This window comes from Lawsonibacter sp. LCP25S3_E2 (assembly GCF_052117285.1).
Classification (GTDB): Bacteria; Bacillota; Clostridia; order Oscillospirales; family Oscillospiraceae; genus Lawsonibacter.
This window is the reverse complement of record NZ_JBQKJL010000006.1, coordinates 152,682-167,833: the sequence shown is the minus strand read 5'-3', so window position 1 is coordinate 167,833 and position 15,152 is coordinate 152,682. Positions and strand designations below refer to the sequence as shown.

Annotated in this window: 15 protein-coding genes and 1 tRNA gene; 5 read left to right on the top strand and 11 right to left on the bottom strand. The window is 55.4% G+C overall.

What is annotated here, in order from left to right; genetic code table 11:
- The first annotated feature begins 73 nt into the window (after positions 1–73).
- The gene (locus ACTQ3R_RS07615) at positions 74–538 is read left to right on the top strand and encodes a DUF6465 family protein (protein WP_441792666.1); all 465 of its coding nucleotides are present in this window, start codon (positions 74–76) and stop codon (positions 536–538) included.
- Between the two features lie 95 nt (positions 539–633).
- Here the strand turns inward: ACTQ3R_RS07615 and ACTQ3R_RS07610 are convergent, their stop codons facing one another.
- Both ACTQ3R_RS07610 and ACTQ3R_RS07605 read right to left on the bottom strand, forming a co-directional pair.
- Positions 634–1,194, bottom strand: a complete 561-nt coding sequence (locus ACTQ3R_RS07610; RefSeq protein ID WP_441778404.1) for a chorismate mutase — start codon at positions 1,192–1,194, stop codon at positions 634–636.
- Positions 1,195–1,319: 125 nt separating this feature from the next.
- Positions 1,320–2,783: an SLC13 family permease gene (locus tag ACTQ3R_RS07605; RefSeq protein ID WP_441778405.1), complete on the bottom strand. Its 1,464-nt coding sequence runs from the start codon at positions 2,781–2,783 to the stop codon at positions 1,320–1,322.
- A 525-nt stretch (positions 2,784–3,308) separates the two neighbouring features.
- On the opposite strand from ACTQ3R_RS07605, the gene ACTQ3R_RS07600 reads away from it, so the two are divergent.
- Positions 3,309–5,267 carry a site-specific DNA-methyltransferase gene (locus tag ACTQ3R_RS07600; RefSeq protein WP_441778406.1) on the top strand — a complete coding sequence of 653 codons (1,959 nt, stop codon included), beginning with the start codon at positions 3,309–3,311 and terminating at the stop codon, positions 5,265–5,267.
- A 49-nt stretch (positions 5,268–5,316) separates the two neighbouring features.
- The gene (locus ACTQ3R_RS07595) at positions 5,317–8,370 is read left to right on the top strand and encodes a restriction endonuclease (protein WP_441778407.1); all 3,054 of its coding nucleotides are present in this window, start codon (positions 5,317–5,319) and stop codon (positions 8,368–8,370) included.
- 143 nt (positions 8,371–8,513) lie between these two features.
- Here the strand turns inward: ACTQ3R_RS07595 and ACTQ3R_RS07590 are convergent.
- Positions 8,514–8,590: transfer RNA gene (locus tag ACTQ3R_RS07590), tRNA-Pro, on the bottom strand.
- 154 nt (positions 8,591–8,744) lie between these two features.
- The gene (locus tag ACTQ3R_RS07585) at positions 8,745–9,290 is read right to left on the bottom strand and encodes a hypothetical protein (protein ID WP_441778408.1); all 546 of its coding nucleotides are present in this window, start codon (positions 9,288–9,290) and stop codon (positions 8,745–8,747) included.
- A 241-nt stretch (positions 9,291–9,531) separates the two neighbouring features.
- On the opposite strand from ACTQ3R_RS07585, the gene rpsB reads away from it, so the two are divergent.
- Together rpsB and tsf are read left to right on the top strand one after the other, a co-directional pair.
- Positions 9,532–10,260, top strand: coding sequence for a 30S ribosomal protein S2 (gene rpsB, locus ACTQ3R_RS07580; protein WP_441778409.1), 729 nt, complete (start codon positions 9,532–9,534; stop codon positions 10,258–10,260).
- A gap of 102 nt (positions 10,261–10,362) precedes the next feature.
- Positions 10,363–11,280, top strand: a complete 918-nt coding sequence (tsf, locus tag ACTQ3R_RS07575) for a translation elongation factor Ts (protein WP_441778410.1) — start codon at positions 10,363–10,365, stop codon at positions 11,278–11,280.
- A gap of 101 nt (positions 11,281–11,381) precedes the next feature.
- Here the strand turns inward: tsf and ACTQ3R_RS07570 are convergent, their stop codons facing one another.
- The 7 genes from ACTQ3R_RS07570 to spoIIIAC form a co-directional block, all read right to left on the bottom strand.
- Positions 11,382–11,729 carry an Asp23/Gls24 family envelope stress response protein gene (locus ACTQ3R_RS07570; protein ID WP_441778411.1) on the bottom strand — a complete coding sequence of 116 codons (348 nt, stop codon included), beginning with the start codon at positions 11,727–11,729 and terminating at the stop codon, positions 11,382–11,384.
- 105 nt (positions 11,730–11,834) lie between these two features.
- Positions 11,835–12,458, bottom strand: coding sequence for a SpoIIIAH-like family protein (locus tag ACTQ3R_RS07565; RefSeq protein ID WP_441778412.1), 624 nt, complete (start codon positions 12,456–12,458; stop codon positions 11,835–11,837).
- A 23-nt stretch (positions 12,459–12,481) separates the two neighbouring features.
- Positions 12,482–12,997: a stage III sporulation protein AG gene (locus ACTQ3R_RS07560; protein ID WP_441778413.1), complete on the bottom strand. Its 516-nt coding sequence runs from the start codon at positions 12,995–12,997 to the stop codon at positions 12,482–12,484.
- Positions 12,994–13,491 carry a stage III sporulation protein AF gene (locus ACTQ3R_RS07555; protein WP_441778414.1) on the bottom strand — a complete coding sequence of 166 codons (498 nt, stop codon included), beginning with the start codon at positions 13,489–13,491 and terminating at the stop codon, positions 12,994–12,996. The genes ACTQ3R_RS07560 and ACTQ3R_RS07555 overlap by 4 nt, the downstream gene beginning before the upstream one ends.
- The gene (locus ACTQ3R_RS07550) at positions 13,488–14,552 is read right to left on the bottom strand and encodes a stage III sporulation protein AE (protein ID WP_441778415.1); all 1,065 of its coding nucleotides are present in this window, start codon (positions 14,550–14,552) and stop codon (positions 13,488–13,490) included. The genes ACTQ3R_RS07555 and ACTQ3R_RS07550 overlap by 4 nt, the downstream gene beginning before the upstream one ends.
- Entirely contained in the window at positions 14,549–14,938 is a 390-nt protein-coding gene (locus ACTQ3R_RS07545) for a SpoIIIAC/SpoIIIAD family protein (RefSeq protein ID WP_441778555.1), read from the bottom strand. Before ACTQ3R_RS07545 ends, ACTQ3R_RS07550 begins: the two co-directional genes overlap by 4 nt.
- Positions 14,938–15,132 (bottom strand): stage III sporulation protein AC, encoded by a 195-nt coding sequence (gene spoIIIAC / locus ACTQ3R_RS07540; protein ID WP_441778416.1) that lies wholly within the window; start codon positions 15,130–15,132, stop codon positions 14,938–14,940. The genes ACTQ3R_RS07545 and spoIIIAC overlap by 1 nt, the downstream gene beginning before the upstream one ends.
- Positions 15,133–15,152 lie beyond the last annotated feature (20 nt).

Genomic DNA, 15,152 nt, shown 5'->3' with positions numbered 1-15,152 from the left:
TCTCTTTTTTGCCTTGTTTCCTCTTCTTTTTGGTCGTTTTTATCACATTTACGCAGCTTTTCCCACAGATTTCATGCAGGATACTCTTGCGAAAACCGCCGTTCTGGTATACAATATGTTGAAAGCTTGCTGTGGGACACATAGCGGGCTTGCTGAAGAGAAGAGCAAGGAGGAATATACTATGGCTACGGCTAAGACTCCCAAGGCCCCCGAGGCCGAGAAGATCCAGAAGGTCGAGGAGACCGTAAAGGCTGAGAAGGTGGAAAAGGTCGAGAAGAAGGCCGAAAAGGCGGAAAAGAAGGTGGAGAAGAAGGCCGCCGCAAAGCCCGCCGCCGCCCAGAAGGTGGAAGAGGTCGTGATCCAGTTCGGCGGTTCTGAGTGGACTGTGGCTCAGCTGAAGCAGGCTGCCCAGGACGCCTATGTGGCCGAGGGTCACCGCGCCTCCACCATTAAGAAGCTGACTGTGTATGTCAAGCCCGAAGAGCGCATGGCCTACTATGTCATCAACGACAAGATCACCGGCAGCGTTGCAATCTAATGGAAAAGCGGCGGAGTTTCCTCCGCCGCTTTTTTGTCCAAAAGCCTCCCACACGGTGGGAGGCTTTTCTTCTGCGCGCTTATCCAGATTTCCAATCAGCAAAGTCCTGTTATGGTAAACTCTCTGAGTTCCTTGCCCAGTTGGCACAGCAGCCGCTGCATATTCTCTTGCTGTACGTTTCCCTTCAGGGTGGCACGCACATGCTGGGTTTCATCCTGCGTGGTTAACGTCAGGCTGAAAACGGCAATGCCATTGAGCGCGGCCATATTGGAAAACAGCGCCAGCTTTGGCTCTCCCAGAACACAGGAAAAGCAGACTTGAATCTCCGTGTGGGGGACGTTCAGGTCCAGCCCCGACCGGCTGCCCAGTTCCTCCAGCACCTGCCGGCGCATATCAGGCAGCAGCCCATATTGGTAGCGGCGGCTTATGCTCATAAGCAGCAGCAGAAAATAGGCATACTCCGCTTGTCGGTCCGGGGAGACATCGGCGGTGCGCCCGGCAATGATGGCCTCTTCCCTGGACTGGACAAACACATCCCCTCCGGTTTTCGCCTTCTCCTGGGCCACCTGCCGGGCACAGTCCATGCGCTCCAAAAAGAGTTTTTTCACCTGGGTATCCACCGCATCAATATGGAGCCTAATTTCATCCAAAGACATGGATCATTCCCCTCTTTTCTAATGCTGCGCACAGCACTCCGGCTATGCGTCCGTTTTCCATCTTAATATCTTCGTGATAGTTTCCGGTTGTGATCGTAAGTGTGGTGTTCCTCTCGCTCCCATTCTCATCCAATGACCAGAGCACCCAGAGGGTAGGCCACAAAAGTCAGCACCAAAATGGCCATGACGGCAAATACCCCGCCCCACACAAACATGGACGTGGTGGTGGTCCAGCCGGAACCAATGGCCACGGTGTTGACGGTACTCTGGCCTGCGGGGGTCATGTTGCACACCGCCGCGGCAAAGCCAACCATACACACCACCGCGCCTACGCTCACCGTACCGGCGGGCAGAGCCGTCAACACAGACAGAGCCACAGCGCTTACCACGGTGGTAGTCACAATGTTGGAGGAGAAATTGGTCTCCAGAACAGCCCAGGTCATAAAGAACAGGATCATCCCCGTCGCAGGCAGGGCAACTGTCACAGGAGACAAGGTATTGGTGAGCCAATCGCTGATGCCGATGTCACTGTTGGTCATGCAGGAACCCAGCCAGGTAGCCGCACCGGTCATCAGGATGCTCCCCCATAAAATTCCCTTGGAGGTAACTTCCTTAAAATTCAGGATCCGCTGGCCATCCACCTTACACACAAAGAGGATAACACATCCCAGCAGCGGCGGCATGGCAGTGGTCCAGCCGTTGATGAGAGAATAAACCTGGGGCAGGCTTCCCTGGATCAGACTGGGGCCGACCCAGAGCACCACCGTCAGAGCCATGGTGGCCAGAATGATCTTCTCCTTCCGGTCCGCGGCAGGCACAGTGCCCCGCAGGTCCATAGCCTTATCCGGATTGATGTCCTGAATGTCATCGGGACGGTAGAGGAACCGAAAAACCAGAATGAGCAGCACAATGAGCAATATGCCAGTGGGAATCCCCATGGCCATGTACTGGAACTGATTGACATCCTTCCCCGTGGCGGCGGAATAATAGCCGATGGCCATGGTGGGCCACACATGGCCGATGGCCGTCATACCAGAGGAGAGGCTTATGCAAAAGGCAGTACCCATCATCATCATGTTACCCGTCTTGCCGCCTTTTTTGACCCCGAGCACCTTATAAATATCCTCCAGGAATGGCATAAAAGCCACGAACAGGACCGAGGGGGAGACAAACAATCCCATAAACGTCACGGCCGCCAGCAGGAAACACACAAAGAACCAAGGGCCCCGGCGGGCAATGGGATTTGTTATGAAGTAGACGGTACAGCGACGCACAAAGTTGGTCTGGGCCAGAGGATAGACCAGGGCAAAGGTAAACAGCAGGAAGGCTACCGTGCTGTTGCCGAAAGCACCGCTGAAGGTTTTGCTGAAGCCCACGGAAGGAATAAAGCCCAGGGCCAGCAATGTAATCATACTGGGCCAATCAATGGATACGGTGATCCACAGAAACAGCGAACCCAAAAATACACCGATGACGGCCACCGCATCGGCCGACAGTCCGCCTACCGGACCGATGATCCGGGACAGCACCATAATCGCAATGGAGAAACACAAAAACAGCCATTCTTTTACATTTTTGCCACCTGTCACACTAAAAACTCCTCTCTTCTCACCACAGACCGGTCCGATCCCACCTGCAGCACTTCTGCCGCAGCAATAGAATCACTCTTGCACGGCAAGCCCGTTCGTTCTTCAAATCTGGATATAATAGGTAATTTTCATTATAACCTCCCAATTGACATTTGTAAAACATTCAATTACTATAATATCGATAGAAAAACCTGATATTTCTTTTGTTTTATATGGAATTTCAACAAAAATAAGGGCGCTAATTTCGTGCAGCAGCAGAGGAATTTTTATGCAGTTTCCTATGCGGCCCCTCCAAAAACCCTTCCCTATCCCGCGACGAAAACCTTTTCCGGGCATGTATCGGCCAGTTCTCCCACTCCCATTTTTTCCTCGTCCTCACGGCAAGACACGTTTGCGTTCCACCAAACTGGACTTTGGAAACGATTTTTAACTTGTCTCTTTGTGCCGTATCCGATAAAATGGAGACAGCGTTTCAGGGCCCCATCCGGCCCATACCACATAAGCGACCATATTAGGAGAGATACCATGGACAAGCTGAAATTTGAAACCCCGGATTTGGTGGACGAAAACATTGAAAAAATCGGCGCGCTGTTTCCTTCCGCCGTTACCGAGATCCGCGGCTCAGACGGGCGGGTAAAAAAGGGGATCAACTTTGCAGTGCTCAAGCAGCTGCTCAGCCATGATGCGGCAGACGGAGACGAGTGCTACACCTTTACCTGGGTTGGAAAAAAGGCTGCCATGGCAGAGGCCGCCCGGCCCATCACCAAGACACTGCGCCCCGTTCCGGAGGAGAGCCGCAGCTGGGACACCACAAAAAACCTCTACCTGGAGGGAGACAATCTGGAGGTCCTGAAGCTGCTTCAGGAGAGTTATCTGGGCAAGGTCAAAATGATCTATATTGATCCCCCCTACAACAAGGGAAAGGATTTTATCTACCCCGATCGCTTCCAAATGGATCAGCCGGAGTATGACATCTGCTCCGGTTATTTTGACGAGGACGGCAACATCAACTATGCACGGGAAAACAGCACCCAGTCCGGAAAATACCACTCCGATTGGTGTTCCATGATCTATTCCCGCCTGGCTCTGGCCCGGACCCTGCTCAAGGAGGACGGGGTCATCTTCATTTCCATTGACGACAGCGAGCTTGGTGATCTGCTGCAAATTGGCCAGGAACTGTTTGGGAACGAGTGCTATCTGGCCTGTTTCCCCAGAGTGACAAAACGGGCCGGAAAAACGACCCAGGCTATTGCCAATAACCACGACTATGTACTGGCCTTCAGCAAAACCACAAATCCCACCCTGTATTTGCCATCCCATACCGATGACGGCTTCCGCTTTGAAGATGAGTTTGTCCAGGAGCGGGGCAAATACAAACTCAACCAAACCCTGGACTACGACAGTTTACAATATAGTGCCAGTCTCGACTATCCCATTGAGATCGAGGGGGAGACCTTCTATCCCGGACAGTCCTATGAAAATTATCTTCAGCGCAAGGCCGGCCATCATGCACGGGCAGATTGGGCATGGCGCTGGAGCAAGGAGCTATTTGAATTTGGATATCAAAATGGCTTTATTGTGGTGAAAAAATACGGCGACCACGCGCGAATCTACACCAAAACATATCAGAATGCCCGGATCGTCAAAAACGGTTCTTCTTTTGAAATCGAATATTTTCAGCGGCATAAGGCCATTTCCACACTGGAGCTGCTGGAAAATAAATTTTCCAATGACAACGCCAAAAAGAATCTGGTTGAGACCCTGCAGAGCAGTGTCTTTGACTATTCAAAGCCCGTTTCCCTTTTACATACCCTCTGCCAATTTGCCACTACTGGGGATGACATCGTCCTTGATTTCTTTTCCGGCTCTGCCACCACCGCCCACGCGGTTATGCAGCTCAACGCCCAGGACGGGGGCCACCGCAGATTTATTATGGTTCAGCTCCCTACCCCCTGCGGGGAAAAAACCGAGGCGTTCAAAGCCGGGTTTCAGAATATCTGCCAAATCGGAAAGGCCCGCATCCGCCGGGCGGGAGACCGGATCGTGCAGGCCGATCCCGCCGCAGCCCAGGACCTGGATATTGGTTTCCGGGTATTCCGGGTGGACGAAAGCAACATGAAACCCGTATACTTCCAGCCAGAGGAGTACACCCAGGAGGGAATTTTGGACCTGGTCTCCAACATTAAAGAGGACCGCACCGACCTGGACCTGCTCTACGCGTGTCTGCTGGACTTTGGTATGGGCCTTGACCTGCCCCATTCCTCCATCCAACTGGAGGGATGCACGGTCCACTGTGTGGACGGCGGCGCTCTTATGGCCTGCTTCTGTCCCAACCTCCCCCCGCGCGTTGTGGAATATATTGCCCAGCAGCACCCTGTCCGGGCCGTTTTCCGGGACAGTGCCTTCTCCTCGGATGCCGCAAAGATCAATGGGGCAGAACTTTTCAACTATATTTCCCCTGATACCAAGGTGAGAGTGCTGTGACAGACCGATTGAGAAAACCCTGCAGCGCAGCCCATATGGAGAATGAACTATGAAACTTCAATTCAAACATCAGCCCTTCCAGGCACAGGCAGCCGCAGCGGTGTGTGACGTCTTCCGCGGCCAGCCTTTTTGCCCAGCCGCCCGGCTGGATGCAGCCTGGGAGGAGGACGGCCAGCTTTCTCTGGGAATCGGAGATGGTATTTTTCCCAACGCCCCTCTCTCACCGGAACTGACCGAAGCCCGGATTCTCGAAAACCTCTGGGCGGTCCAGCGTCGCGAGGGGCTCCCCCCCTCTGAGTGCCTCTCCCCTCCCGGCATCAATTTGTCTGTTGAGATGGAGACGGGTACCGGCAAGACGTATACCTATACAAAAACTATCTATGAGCTCAACGCCCGTTATGGCTGGAGCAAATTTATTATTGTGGTACCCTCTGTGGCGGTCCGGGAAGGGGTATACAAATCTCTCCTGACCACCCAGGAGCATTTTGCCGGAGAATATGGCAAGCAGATCCGATTTTTTATCTACTCCTCAGACCAGCTTACCCAGGTGGATCGCTTCGCCTCCGACAGCGCCATTCATGTGATGATCATCAACATGCAGGCCTTTAACTCCAGCAAAAACCAGCGGATCATCGATAAGCGGCTGGACGCTTTTCAAAGCCGCAGGCCTATGGACCTCATTGCCATGACCAATCCTATCCTGATCATCGATGAGCCTCAGAGTGTGGAGGGCAGACAGACAAAAGAAAGTCTGAAAAAATTCAACCCCCTTTTCACGCTGCGCTATTCTGCCACCCACAGGGAAGCCTATAATCTGGTATACCGGCTGGATGCCGTGGACGCGTATAATCAGTGTCTGGTGAAGAAAATCGCCGCCCTGGGCGTTACCGTCACCGGCTCTACCTCCACCAACAGCTACGTCTATCTGGAGGGCATCGACCTCTACAAGGACAAGGCTCCCACCGCCCGCCTGGGTTTTGAAGTGAAAGGGGCCTCCGGCACCCGAACGGTAGTCAAAAAAGTCCGCGGCGGAGACGACCTCTACGCCCTCTCCCAGGGGCTGGAAGAATATTCTGACCGCTATGTCATTCTGCCGGACGGCATTGACGGGCGCGACAACTCCGTCACTTTCCTCAACGGGTTAAAGCTCTACGCCGGTCAGATGCAGGGCAATGAGCAAATGATCTCCCTTCAGCGGCGCATGCAGATCCGTGAGACCATCCGTACCCACATCCGCCGGGAACGGGAGCTCTATCCCAGAGGAATCAAGGTGCTCTCTCTGTTTTTTATTGATGAGGTGTCCAAATACCGCGTATATGACAAAAACAGCGGTGACGGCCGCAACGGGGAGTACGCCAAAATGTTTGAAGAAGAATATGAGGCCGTGGTAAGTTCTCTCCAGCGCGAGTTGGGCGACGATGCCTATTATCGTTATCTGACCCAGATCTCTGCTCATGAGACACACCAGGGGTATTTTTCCATCGACAAAGGGAAGGGGAAAACGGCCCGCTTTGTGGACAGCAAGATGGACCGCAGAAGCCAGACCTCTGACGATGCCGATGCCTACGACCTCATTATGCGGGATAAGGAGCGGCTGCTCAGTTTGGAGGAGCCGGTACGCTTTCTCTTCTCCCATTCCGCTCTCCGGGAGGGCTGGGACAACCCCAATGTATTCCAGATCTGCACCTTGAAGCCCCAAAGTGAATCAGAAATCCGTAGCCGTCAGGAAATCGGCAGAGGACTTCGGCTGTGTGTCAATCAACAGGGGCAGCGGATGGATGAACATGTGCTGGGCAATCAGGTTCATCAGCTCAACAAGCTGACTCTGATCACCGATATGGCCTTCGGCAAATTTGCCCAGGCCCTTCAGGCCGGCCTGGCCGAATCCATGGCCCACCGCCCTCAAAGGGTCTCAGAGCAGCTGTTTTTAGGAAAAACGCTCACCGATTCCAGTGGAAAAACGCTCACCGTCACCCAAGATCTCGCTCAGGCCATTTATGAGGACCTGATCCGCCAGGGCTATGTGGCGCGTGGATTGCTGACCGACAAATATTACGCACACAGAGCCAGCGGCTCCATCCAGGTGGCGGGCGAGGTCCGTGGCTATGCAGCCTCCGTTGTGTCCATTCTGTCCACCATCTACGACCGCCACACGGTGGAGCTTGAAGATGTTCACGGCAGCAATGTACAGGCCCATTTGATTCGGGAAAAGCTGGAGCAAAACGAGTTTCAGGCGCTTTGGAAGAAGATCCGCCAAAAGACATTCTATACGGTCTCATTCGATTCCAACACGCTGGTTGAAAAGGCCATTGCCAGCCTCAACGCACATCTGGACGTTCCCTCCATCCTGGTCAAAACAGAGTACGGGGAACAAGAGGGCAAAATCAGCTCCAAAGAGCAGCTTCTACAGGCACAAGGTTTTCAGGAGAAGAAAACGAATTATGAAACTCCGGCGCACTTATCCCTTGGCAGCGCCCGGTACGATCTCATTGGCAAGCTGGTGGAGGAAACCGGCCTGACTCGGGCCACGGTGGCGGCCATTTTGTCCGGAATGTCCCCTGGAGGTTTTTCCATGCTCCGCATAAACCCAGAGGAATTTATCCTCCAGGTTGGAAAACTCATCAACCACGAAAAGGCTTCGATAATTCTGGAACACATTGCCTATCACAAACTGGATGCCGCCTTCGACACCAGCGTTTTTACCGGGCCGACACTCCGGGGAAAGCTGGGACAAAACGCCATGCCCACGGAAAAAAGCATCTATGACTATCTAATTTATGATTCCGCCACAGAGCGCGCCTTTGCCCAAGAGCTGGAGCACCAGGATCAAGTCGCTATCTATGTAAAATTGCCCAGGTCCTTTTTTATCTCCACACCGGTGGGAAGATATTCTCCCGATTGGGCCATCGCCTTTCAGGAAGGGACAAGCAAACACATTTACTTCGTGGCGGAAACCAAGGGCAGCAGGGACACTATGGAACTGCGTGGCATAGAAGCAGCTAAAATTCAGTGCGCAAAGGCACATTTTGCCGCAATCAGCAACGGCAGTGTGACCTACGAGGTTGTGGAAGATTTTGAGCAGCTTCTTCATCTGGTGTCGTAAATGGAGACAGTCGGTCTCTCAGCTCTATCATAACTATGATAACAGTTTAGGCGGGAACATCTTGACCGATGTTCCCGCCTCTATTCTGTCTGCAACCGGAAAATAATAAATCCGAACTGCACAATTCATGCAGTTCGGATTTATGGTCCGAGTGACTGGATTCGAACCAGCGGCCTCTTGAACCCCATTCAAGCGCGATACCAAACTTCGCCACACCCGGATATTTTCTTTTGTGTCGCCGTCCGTGTCAGACAGCTTATGTATATTACCATGCCTTCCGGAAAAATGCAACCCCTTTTTTCAAAAATTTTTCCTTTTTCTGAAAAAATTTTTTACGGCCCAGAATTTGCCCCTTCCAGGTACTGTTTCGCCCCCTATGCTCCTACCTTATGTCCTCCTGGAATGGGCCAGCCCTTTTCATCAAACCGCCAGACAAGGCGAATGCCTGATGGCAGCTTCTCTACCCTGGCCAGACAGAACAGACTTGGCAGCGCCACAGGCCGGTCCGGACGAAAGGGGGCCGCAAGCAAAAAGCCATTCTTTTCCCGGCGGCAAAGCATTGGTCCGGGAACATTCTTTTTCAGCAGCGGGTCGGTAAAAAAGCGCTCTGGATGCTGCTCACAGTACCAATTTGTCTCCTGCTTTTCCGCAAAAGAAAAGGCCAGCACGCTCTCCGCCCGAAATTCCGGCCAACACCCAGCCTGTTCCAGCTCTCCAAGAGACAGGGTACGTCTCAGTCTCAGTTCTCGGTCTTGGGGCGCCAAGGTACCCAGCAGGAACGTTTTCCCCGAAGTCCCCCGCAGCCATACCTTATATAATCCTTTCTGATCATTGGGGCGTACTGCCTCAAACACGGCTCTGGGCCCCTCCCGACGCACAGTCAGCCAGCCACCGCCCGTCAGCTCCATCCGCTTCTCCATCCTACCGCCCCCTTTTCTCATTCTATGCAGACAGAGGGAAAGCCTTCCCTCCGCCCGGCTGTGCTGGAAAATTTTTAAATGTTTTTTGGAAAAATAGTTGCATACGTGCAAAAAGCGTGGTATACTACCAAGGCATTATGCGTGGGAGTGCGGATTTTCCGCCCGGTGCCTGGGAAACCTCAGGTTGGCGGAGGACATGATGCCCCCAGAAGAATCAACTGAAAAACAGGAGGAAAAAACTATGGCAGTCGTATCTATGAAGCAGCTGCTGGAGGCCGGCGTGCACTTCGGCCACCAGACCCGTCGGTGGAACCCCAAGATGGCCACCTACATCTACACTGAGCGCAATGGTATCTATATCATTGACCTGCAGAAGACCGTGAAGAAGCTGGAGGAGGCCTACAACTTCGTCCGTTCTCTGGGCGAGAAGGGCGAGACCCTGCTGTTCGTGGGCACCAAGAAGCAGGCTCAGGAGGCCATCAAGGAAGAGGCTTCCCGTGTTGGTATGTACTGGGTGAACGCCCGCTGGCTGGGCGGCATGCTCACCAACTTCAAGACCATGCGCGGCCGTGTGGACCGTCTGGCTCAGCTGAAGAAGATGCAGGAGGACGGCACCTTCGACATGCTGCCCAAGAAGGAAGTTATGAAGCACCTGGGTGAGATCGCCAAGCTGGAGAAGTACCTGGGCGGCGTCACCGAGATGAAGAAGCTCCCCGGCGCCCTGTTTGTCGTTGACCCCCGCAAGGAGCGCAACGCCATCAACGAGGCCCGCAAGCTGAACATCCCCATCGTGGCCATCGTGGACACCAACTGCGACCCCGATGAGATCGACTACGTGATCCCCGGCAACGACGACGCTATCCGCGCCATCAAGCTGATCTCCTCTGTCATGGCCAACGCCATCCAGGAGGGCAAGCAGGGCCAGGACGAGGCTCCCGCCGCTGAGGCTGAGGCTCCCGCTGCCGAGTAATTTGGCTTTCACACAGCGCCCGCCCGCGCGGGCGGACGCTGTTCTTATTTTGACATGGAGCCGGCCCCGGCCGGCTGAAGATAAAATGGAGGTAATGTTATTATGGCTATTTCCGCTAAGGATGTACAGAAGCTGCGCGAGATGACCGGCGTTGGCATGATGGACTGCAAGAAGGCCCTCACCGAGGCCGAGGGCGACTTCGACAAGGCCATTGAGTGGCTGCGCGAGAAGGGCCTGGCTGCCCAGACCAAGAAGGCTGGCAAGGTTGCCGCTGAGGGCGTGTCTTACGCCATCGTGGAGAACGGCGTGGGCGTGATCATTGAGGTCAACTCCCAGACAGACTTCGTGGCCAAGAACGAGGTCTTCCAGGACTTCGTCAAGGCTGTCGCTTCCGTGGTTGCCAAGGAGAACCCCGCCGACGTGGAGGCCCTGAAGGCCTGCAAGTACCCCGGCACCGACCGCACCGTGGCCGACGTTACCGCTGACAAGGTGCTGGCCATCGGCGAGAACATCCAGATCCGCCGCTTCGTGCGCTACGCTGACGGCGTGAACGTGCCCTATATCCACATGGGCGGCAAGGTTGGCGTTCTGGTGAACCTGGCTGTTGAGGGCATCGACGCCGACAAGGTGATCGAGCTGGGCAAGGACGTGGCCATGCAGATCTGCGCCATGAACCCCACCTTCCTGGACAAGTCCGACGTGGATCAGTCCACCCTGGACAAGGAGAAGGAGATCCAGCTGGCTCTGATGGCCAACGATCCCAAGATGGCTTCCAAGCCTGACAAGGTGAAGGAAGGCATTGTTATGGGCAAGCTGGGCAAGTACTACGAGGAGAACTGCCTGCTGCAGCAGGCCTTCGTGAAGGAGAACAAGATCTCCGTGGAGAAGCACGTGGCTGAGGTTGCCAAGCAGCTGGGCGGCTCCATCCAGGTAAAGGCCTTCACCCGTTTCGCCACCGGCGAGGGCATCGAGAAGGCCGAGGACGACTTCGCCGCCGAGGTCGCCTCCATGATCAAGTAATTTTCCCTGTCATCCCCCCGGCATTGCCGGGGGGATTTCTTTTTGAGGATGCAAAAAAGCACGATTCAGATGAATCGTGCTTTTTTCATATCTTGGATTGATTACGCCTTAGGAGGGAAGGTGATCCCGCCCACATTTACATTGACGGCGGAGACCTCCAGGCCGCTCATGGACTCGATGGCGTTTTTGACCGCGTCCTGCACTGCCTTACCCATCTCAGGGATGGTGGCGCCGTATGCCATCAGCACGGACAGGTCCACCTGTACCTTGTCGTTTTCCATCTTTACCCGGACATCCTTAGCCAAGCTCTTTTTACCGGCATTGGCCAGGCTGCTGACTCCCTCCACCTCCAGGGCGGCGGCGGCAGAAATGGCCGCAAGGACTTCTTCGGAAATGTGGATGTTGCCCAGCTCGTCAGAGCGGGAGACATACTCTTTGCTGTCACTCATGTTATGCCACTCCTCTGTTCCCAGTTTTCAAACAGGTTATGGTTATGATACCACACTTTCCCCCATTTGACAACCGCGCGGGCGAAAAAGTTTCCCTCTCTTCCCTTACTCCACCTCAATAATCTTGATCTGATCGGCTGTAAATCCGGAACTCTGATTGACCACATCTACAATTTTGGCAGTATCCGCCTCTGTGAGCCCACCCTCCGGAGCGGCTACCGCCAGGGAGAGGGCATCTTCTCCAATAAAGGCCACACAGTCGGTATAGCCCTTGGCGATGACCAGATTCTCAATTTGGGCCTCAGTAACGGTATAGTCGGCCATGGTTTGAATGGTATCGTTTACCTGGGTCTTTACCGTCTCATCGGCATCCTCCCGTGCAGCAGCGTCCTGAAGCAAGGACAGGGCGCTGTCTCTGGCCTGCTGGCGGTTGAGGCGGGCGGTCGCAAAATATTCGCTTCCTGTCTCCGTTTGGGCGGAGGTCTGGGTGTCTCCGCTCTGAGCTGCGTCCGTGCTCCCCGTCTGGGCGGAGCTGTCACCGGATACCAGGGGATCGTTGGTATTCCCCCCCACCATAGCCGACTGTCCCAGGGTCTTACCCGCCTGGGCCTCCTGGCCATAGCTCCAGTTTAAGTAGACCGCCGCGCAGATAAACAAAGCAATTGCAGCCACCACCGCGTTGCGCTTCCACAGCTGGGACCAGTTGGCCCCCTTCTTTCCTGTCCTCATGTCAATTCCTCCAGTTATAAAATTTAAGAATTTCCTTCACAAATCGAGATCCGGTCCGCGCTCAGCCCTGTCAGGGCAGACACAGCCTCCAAAAGCCGCAGCTTCGTCTGGGCCTGCCCGCCCCCTGGGCACACCACCAGCGCCCCTCGGAACTGGGGCGCAACTGTTTGAAGTGCCACCACCTCCTGATTTCCGGCGCCTGAGCCCACGGTAACTACCGTGGAGCTGCCCCCGCCGTCGGCCTCTCGCTCCACGTCCTGGGCCAACACCTGGCGGCTGGAGCTGTCCAGGGTCAGCACCACCCGCACCTTCCCCGCTCCTTGGATTTCGGAGAGCGTACCCTCCAGGTGCTTCTCAAATTCCTCCAGATCAAAGGTAGCCTCCGCTGCCGATGGGGGAATTTTCTCCTGAGAAGTTGCCTCGCCTCCGGTGGGCAGCAGGAGAAGCAGCACTCCCACCACAATCACCAACAGAACCCCTTGATATTTTCCCAGCGCCCCCTTCCACTTTGGAAGGGACTGCATCCACGTTCCGTTCATGGCGTCCCCTCCCCGTCCTCGTAATGCAGTGCCTCCGAAGCTACACCCAGCTCCTCCATAAGCGATTCGGACAGTGCCTCCCGCTGGGGTTGGGACAATGCTCCACGAATCCAAATCCTCTGGGGAAGGTACACACCCTCGTCCTCCTGGCGGCACTCCACCTGGGCGGTGCACGCCGCTCCCAGCTGTGCCGCCTTGTCCACAATATATGCTTCATATTCCTGCTCTATGATTGTTTTCATCTCTTCGTCCACCTGCTTTTTCAGCTCCTCTTCCCGCTGCTCCAGTCCGACCTCCCAGCCTTCCAGCCACTGAACTCCGCTCTCCACGTCCAGACTGACCACCGGTGACACCACCGTCACGGCCAAAATCAAACCGCACACCAGCTTTCCTACCCCCTTCACCGGTCCCTTTGGCATGAGGGCATCGGCCAGGGCACACAGAAATGAGACGGACAGAACGGACAGCAGCCACACGCGCACCCCCTCCATCATGCCGTCACCACCGTAATGGCAGACACCAGGCTCACCAGCAAAATGAGCGCCCCGGCACCAGTCATCCCCAGCACCAGTCCAAAGGCTCCGCCGATGGCCTCAATGAGCTGGCTCAATCTGGGCTGAGCCACACAGGCGCTGAGGGCTCCTGTGATTTTAAACACAAAGTACTGTACCGCAAGGCGGAGAAAGGGGGTCAAGCAGATGGCCAGCACCGTCACCAGTCCCACTGCTCCTACCGTCCCCCTCAGAACTCCTGCCCCGGCCAGCACCGACTCGGACGCGTCGGCCAATATGCCCCCCACTACCGGGATGGCACGGGAGATGGTCAGCTTTGCCGCTTTAATGGCCGCCGCATCCACGCTGCCTGCAATGGCTCCGCTGGCTGTAAGATAGCCCACAAAGGCCAACAGCATAGCCGTAAGGAGAAAGGTAACCATGCTCTTTACCAGACCTGCCAGCTTTTGAAGACCGGGATTCCCCACCGCCGCGTGGGCACAGCTCAGGGCCACATAGGCATAGACCATAGGGATCAAAAGCCGGTCCATCGCCAGCATAAGCAGCTGGGAAAACATCACCGTCACCCCCTGGCGGACAGCAGCGGCAGTAATCCCCCCCGTAGCCGCGGTCAGTACTGCCATTACCGGCAGCAGGAGGGAAGAAAATCCCTCCATTCGCCCTAAGGTGTCCCGGCCCAGGCCAATCATGACTGACATGTCGGTCATGGTCAGGGCGGTGATTGCCAGGGCCCCGGCGATGTTGACTGCTGACAGCCCCTCATCCGAGCTCTGGAGTTTTGCACTTTGGGCCAGGCCACACAAAAGCACCACCGCCATCAGCTTCAGCCCCGTAGCCATGCTGGCACGCAGCAAACCGCCCACCTGCTCCGCCGCATCGGAAAAGAGGTTTCCCATTCCCTGTTCCAGGTCCCCCTGGGGTTCCACACCGTAGCTCTCTGCCTGTTCCATGACCTCGTCCAGCCCGGATACCGAAAACTCCGCTCCCAAACTTGGAATCACGCACAAAGCCGTCAAGCACAAAAAAATTACCACCCGCTTCATACCAGCAACTCCCCCATGAGCTGGGCCACCGCCCGCACCAGGGGCAGGGCAACCACCAGAGCCAGTACACTTCCTGCCGTCTCCACAAAGGCCGCTATCCCGCTCTCCCCTGCCGAGCGGCAGATCTCCGCGGTCAGTTTTGTCAGGATAGACAGGACCACTGTCTTGACCACCGGTTCCAGCAGTACCTCAGACACCCCCGCCTGTCCGGCCAGCTCGTCCATCAGCTCCACCGCCGCCCCCAGGCCATCTGCCACCAGGGTCAGCATCCACACCCCGGCCGCCGCGGTCAGCAGCAGAGCCAGTTCAGGGGTGTTTTTCCGTAACACCCCGCTGAACACCACCGCTGTTACCGCCACCCCGGCCAGCTTGACCATCGTCTCCATCACAGGCCAAACAGGGTCTTTACCAGGTCAAAAAGACTGGCAATCTCCCGCACCACCATCATCAGCACCACTACCAGCCCCGCAAGCGTGGTCATCATGGCCTGTTCGTCCCGCCCTGCCCGGCTGAGCACCTGGTTGAGCACTGCCACCAGGATGCCAATGGCGGCAATCTTAAAGATCAGATCTACATCCAATGTAATTTCCCTACCTTCTT

Bases quoted from the DNA above. Each gene is read 5' to 3' on its own strand.
- ACTQ3R_RS07615 (WP_441792666.1), top strand. From the start codon at position 74: ATGCAGGATACTCTTGCGAAAACCGCCGTTCTGGTATACAATATGTTG.
- ACTQ3R_RS07610 (WP_441778404.1), bottom strand. From the start codon at position 1,194: ATGTCTTTGGATGAAATTAGGCTCCATATTGATGCGGTGGATACCCAG.
- ACTQ3R_RS07600 (WP_441778406.1), top strand. From the start codon at position 3,309: ATGGACAAGCTGAAATTTGAAACCCCGGATTTGGTGGACGAAAACATT.
- ACTQ3R_RS07595 (WP_441778407.1), top strand. From the start codon at position 5,317: ATGAAACTTCAATTCAAACATCAGCCCTTCCAGGCACAGGCAGCCGCA.
- ACTQ3R_RS07585 (WP_441778408.1), bottom strand. From the start codon at position 9,290: ATGGAGAAGCGGATGGAGCTGACGGGCGGTGGCTGGCTGACTGTGCGT.
- rpsB (WP_441778409.1), top strand. From the start codon at position 9,532: ATGGCAGTCGTATCTATGAAGCAGCTGCTGGAGGCCGGCGTGCACTTC.
- tsf (WP_441778410.1), top strand. From the start codon at position 10,363: ATGGCTATTTCCGCTAAGGATGTACAGAAGCTGCGCGAGATGACCGGC.
- ACTQ3R_RS07570 (WP_441778411.1), bottom strand. From the start codon at position 11,729: ATGAGTGACAGCAAAGAGTATGTCTCCCGCTCTGACGAGCTGGGCAAC.
- ACTQ3R_RS07565 (WP_441778412.1), bottom strand. From the start codon at position 12,458: ATGAGGACAGGAAAGAAGGGGGCCAACTGGTCCCAGCTGTGGAAGCGC.
- ACTQ3R_RS07560 (WP_441778413.1), bottom strand. From the start codon at position 12,997: ATGAACGGAACGTGGATGCAGTCCCTTCCAAAGTGGAAGGGGGCGCTG.
- ACTQ3R_RS07555 (WP_441778414.1), bottom strand. From the start codon at position 13,491: ATGATGGAGGGGGTGCGCGTGTGGCTGCTGTCCGTTCTGTCCGTCTCA.
- ACTQ3R_RS07550 (WP_441778415.1), bottom strand. From the start codon at position 14,552: ATGAAGCGGGTGGTAATTTTTTTGTGCTTGACGGCTTTGTGCGTGATT.
- ACTQ3R_RS07545 (WP_441778555.1), bottom strand. From the start codon at position 14,938: ATGGAGACGATGGTCAAGCTGGCCGGGGTGGCGGTAACAGCGGTGGTG.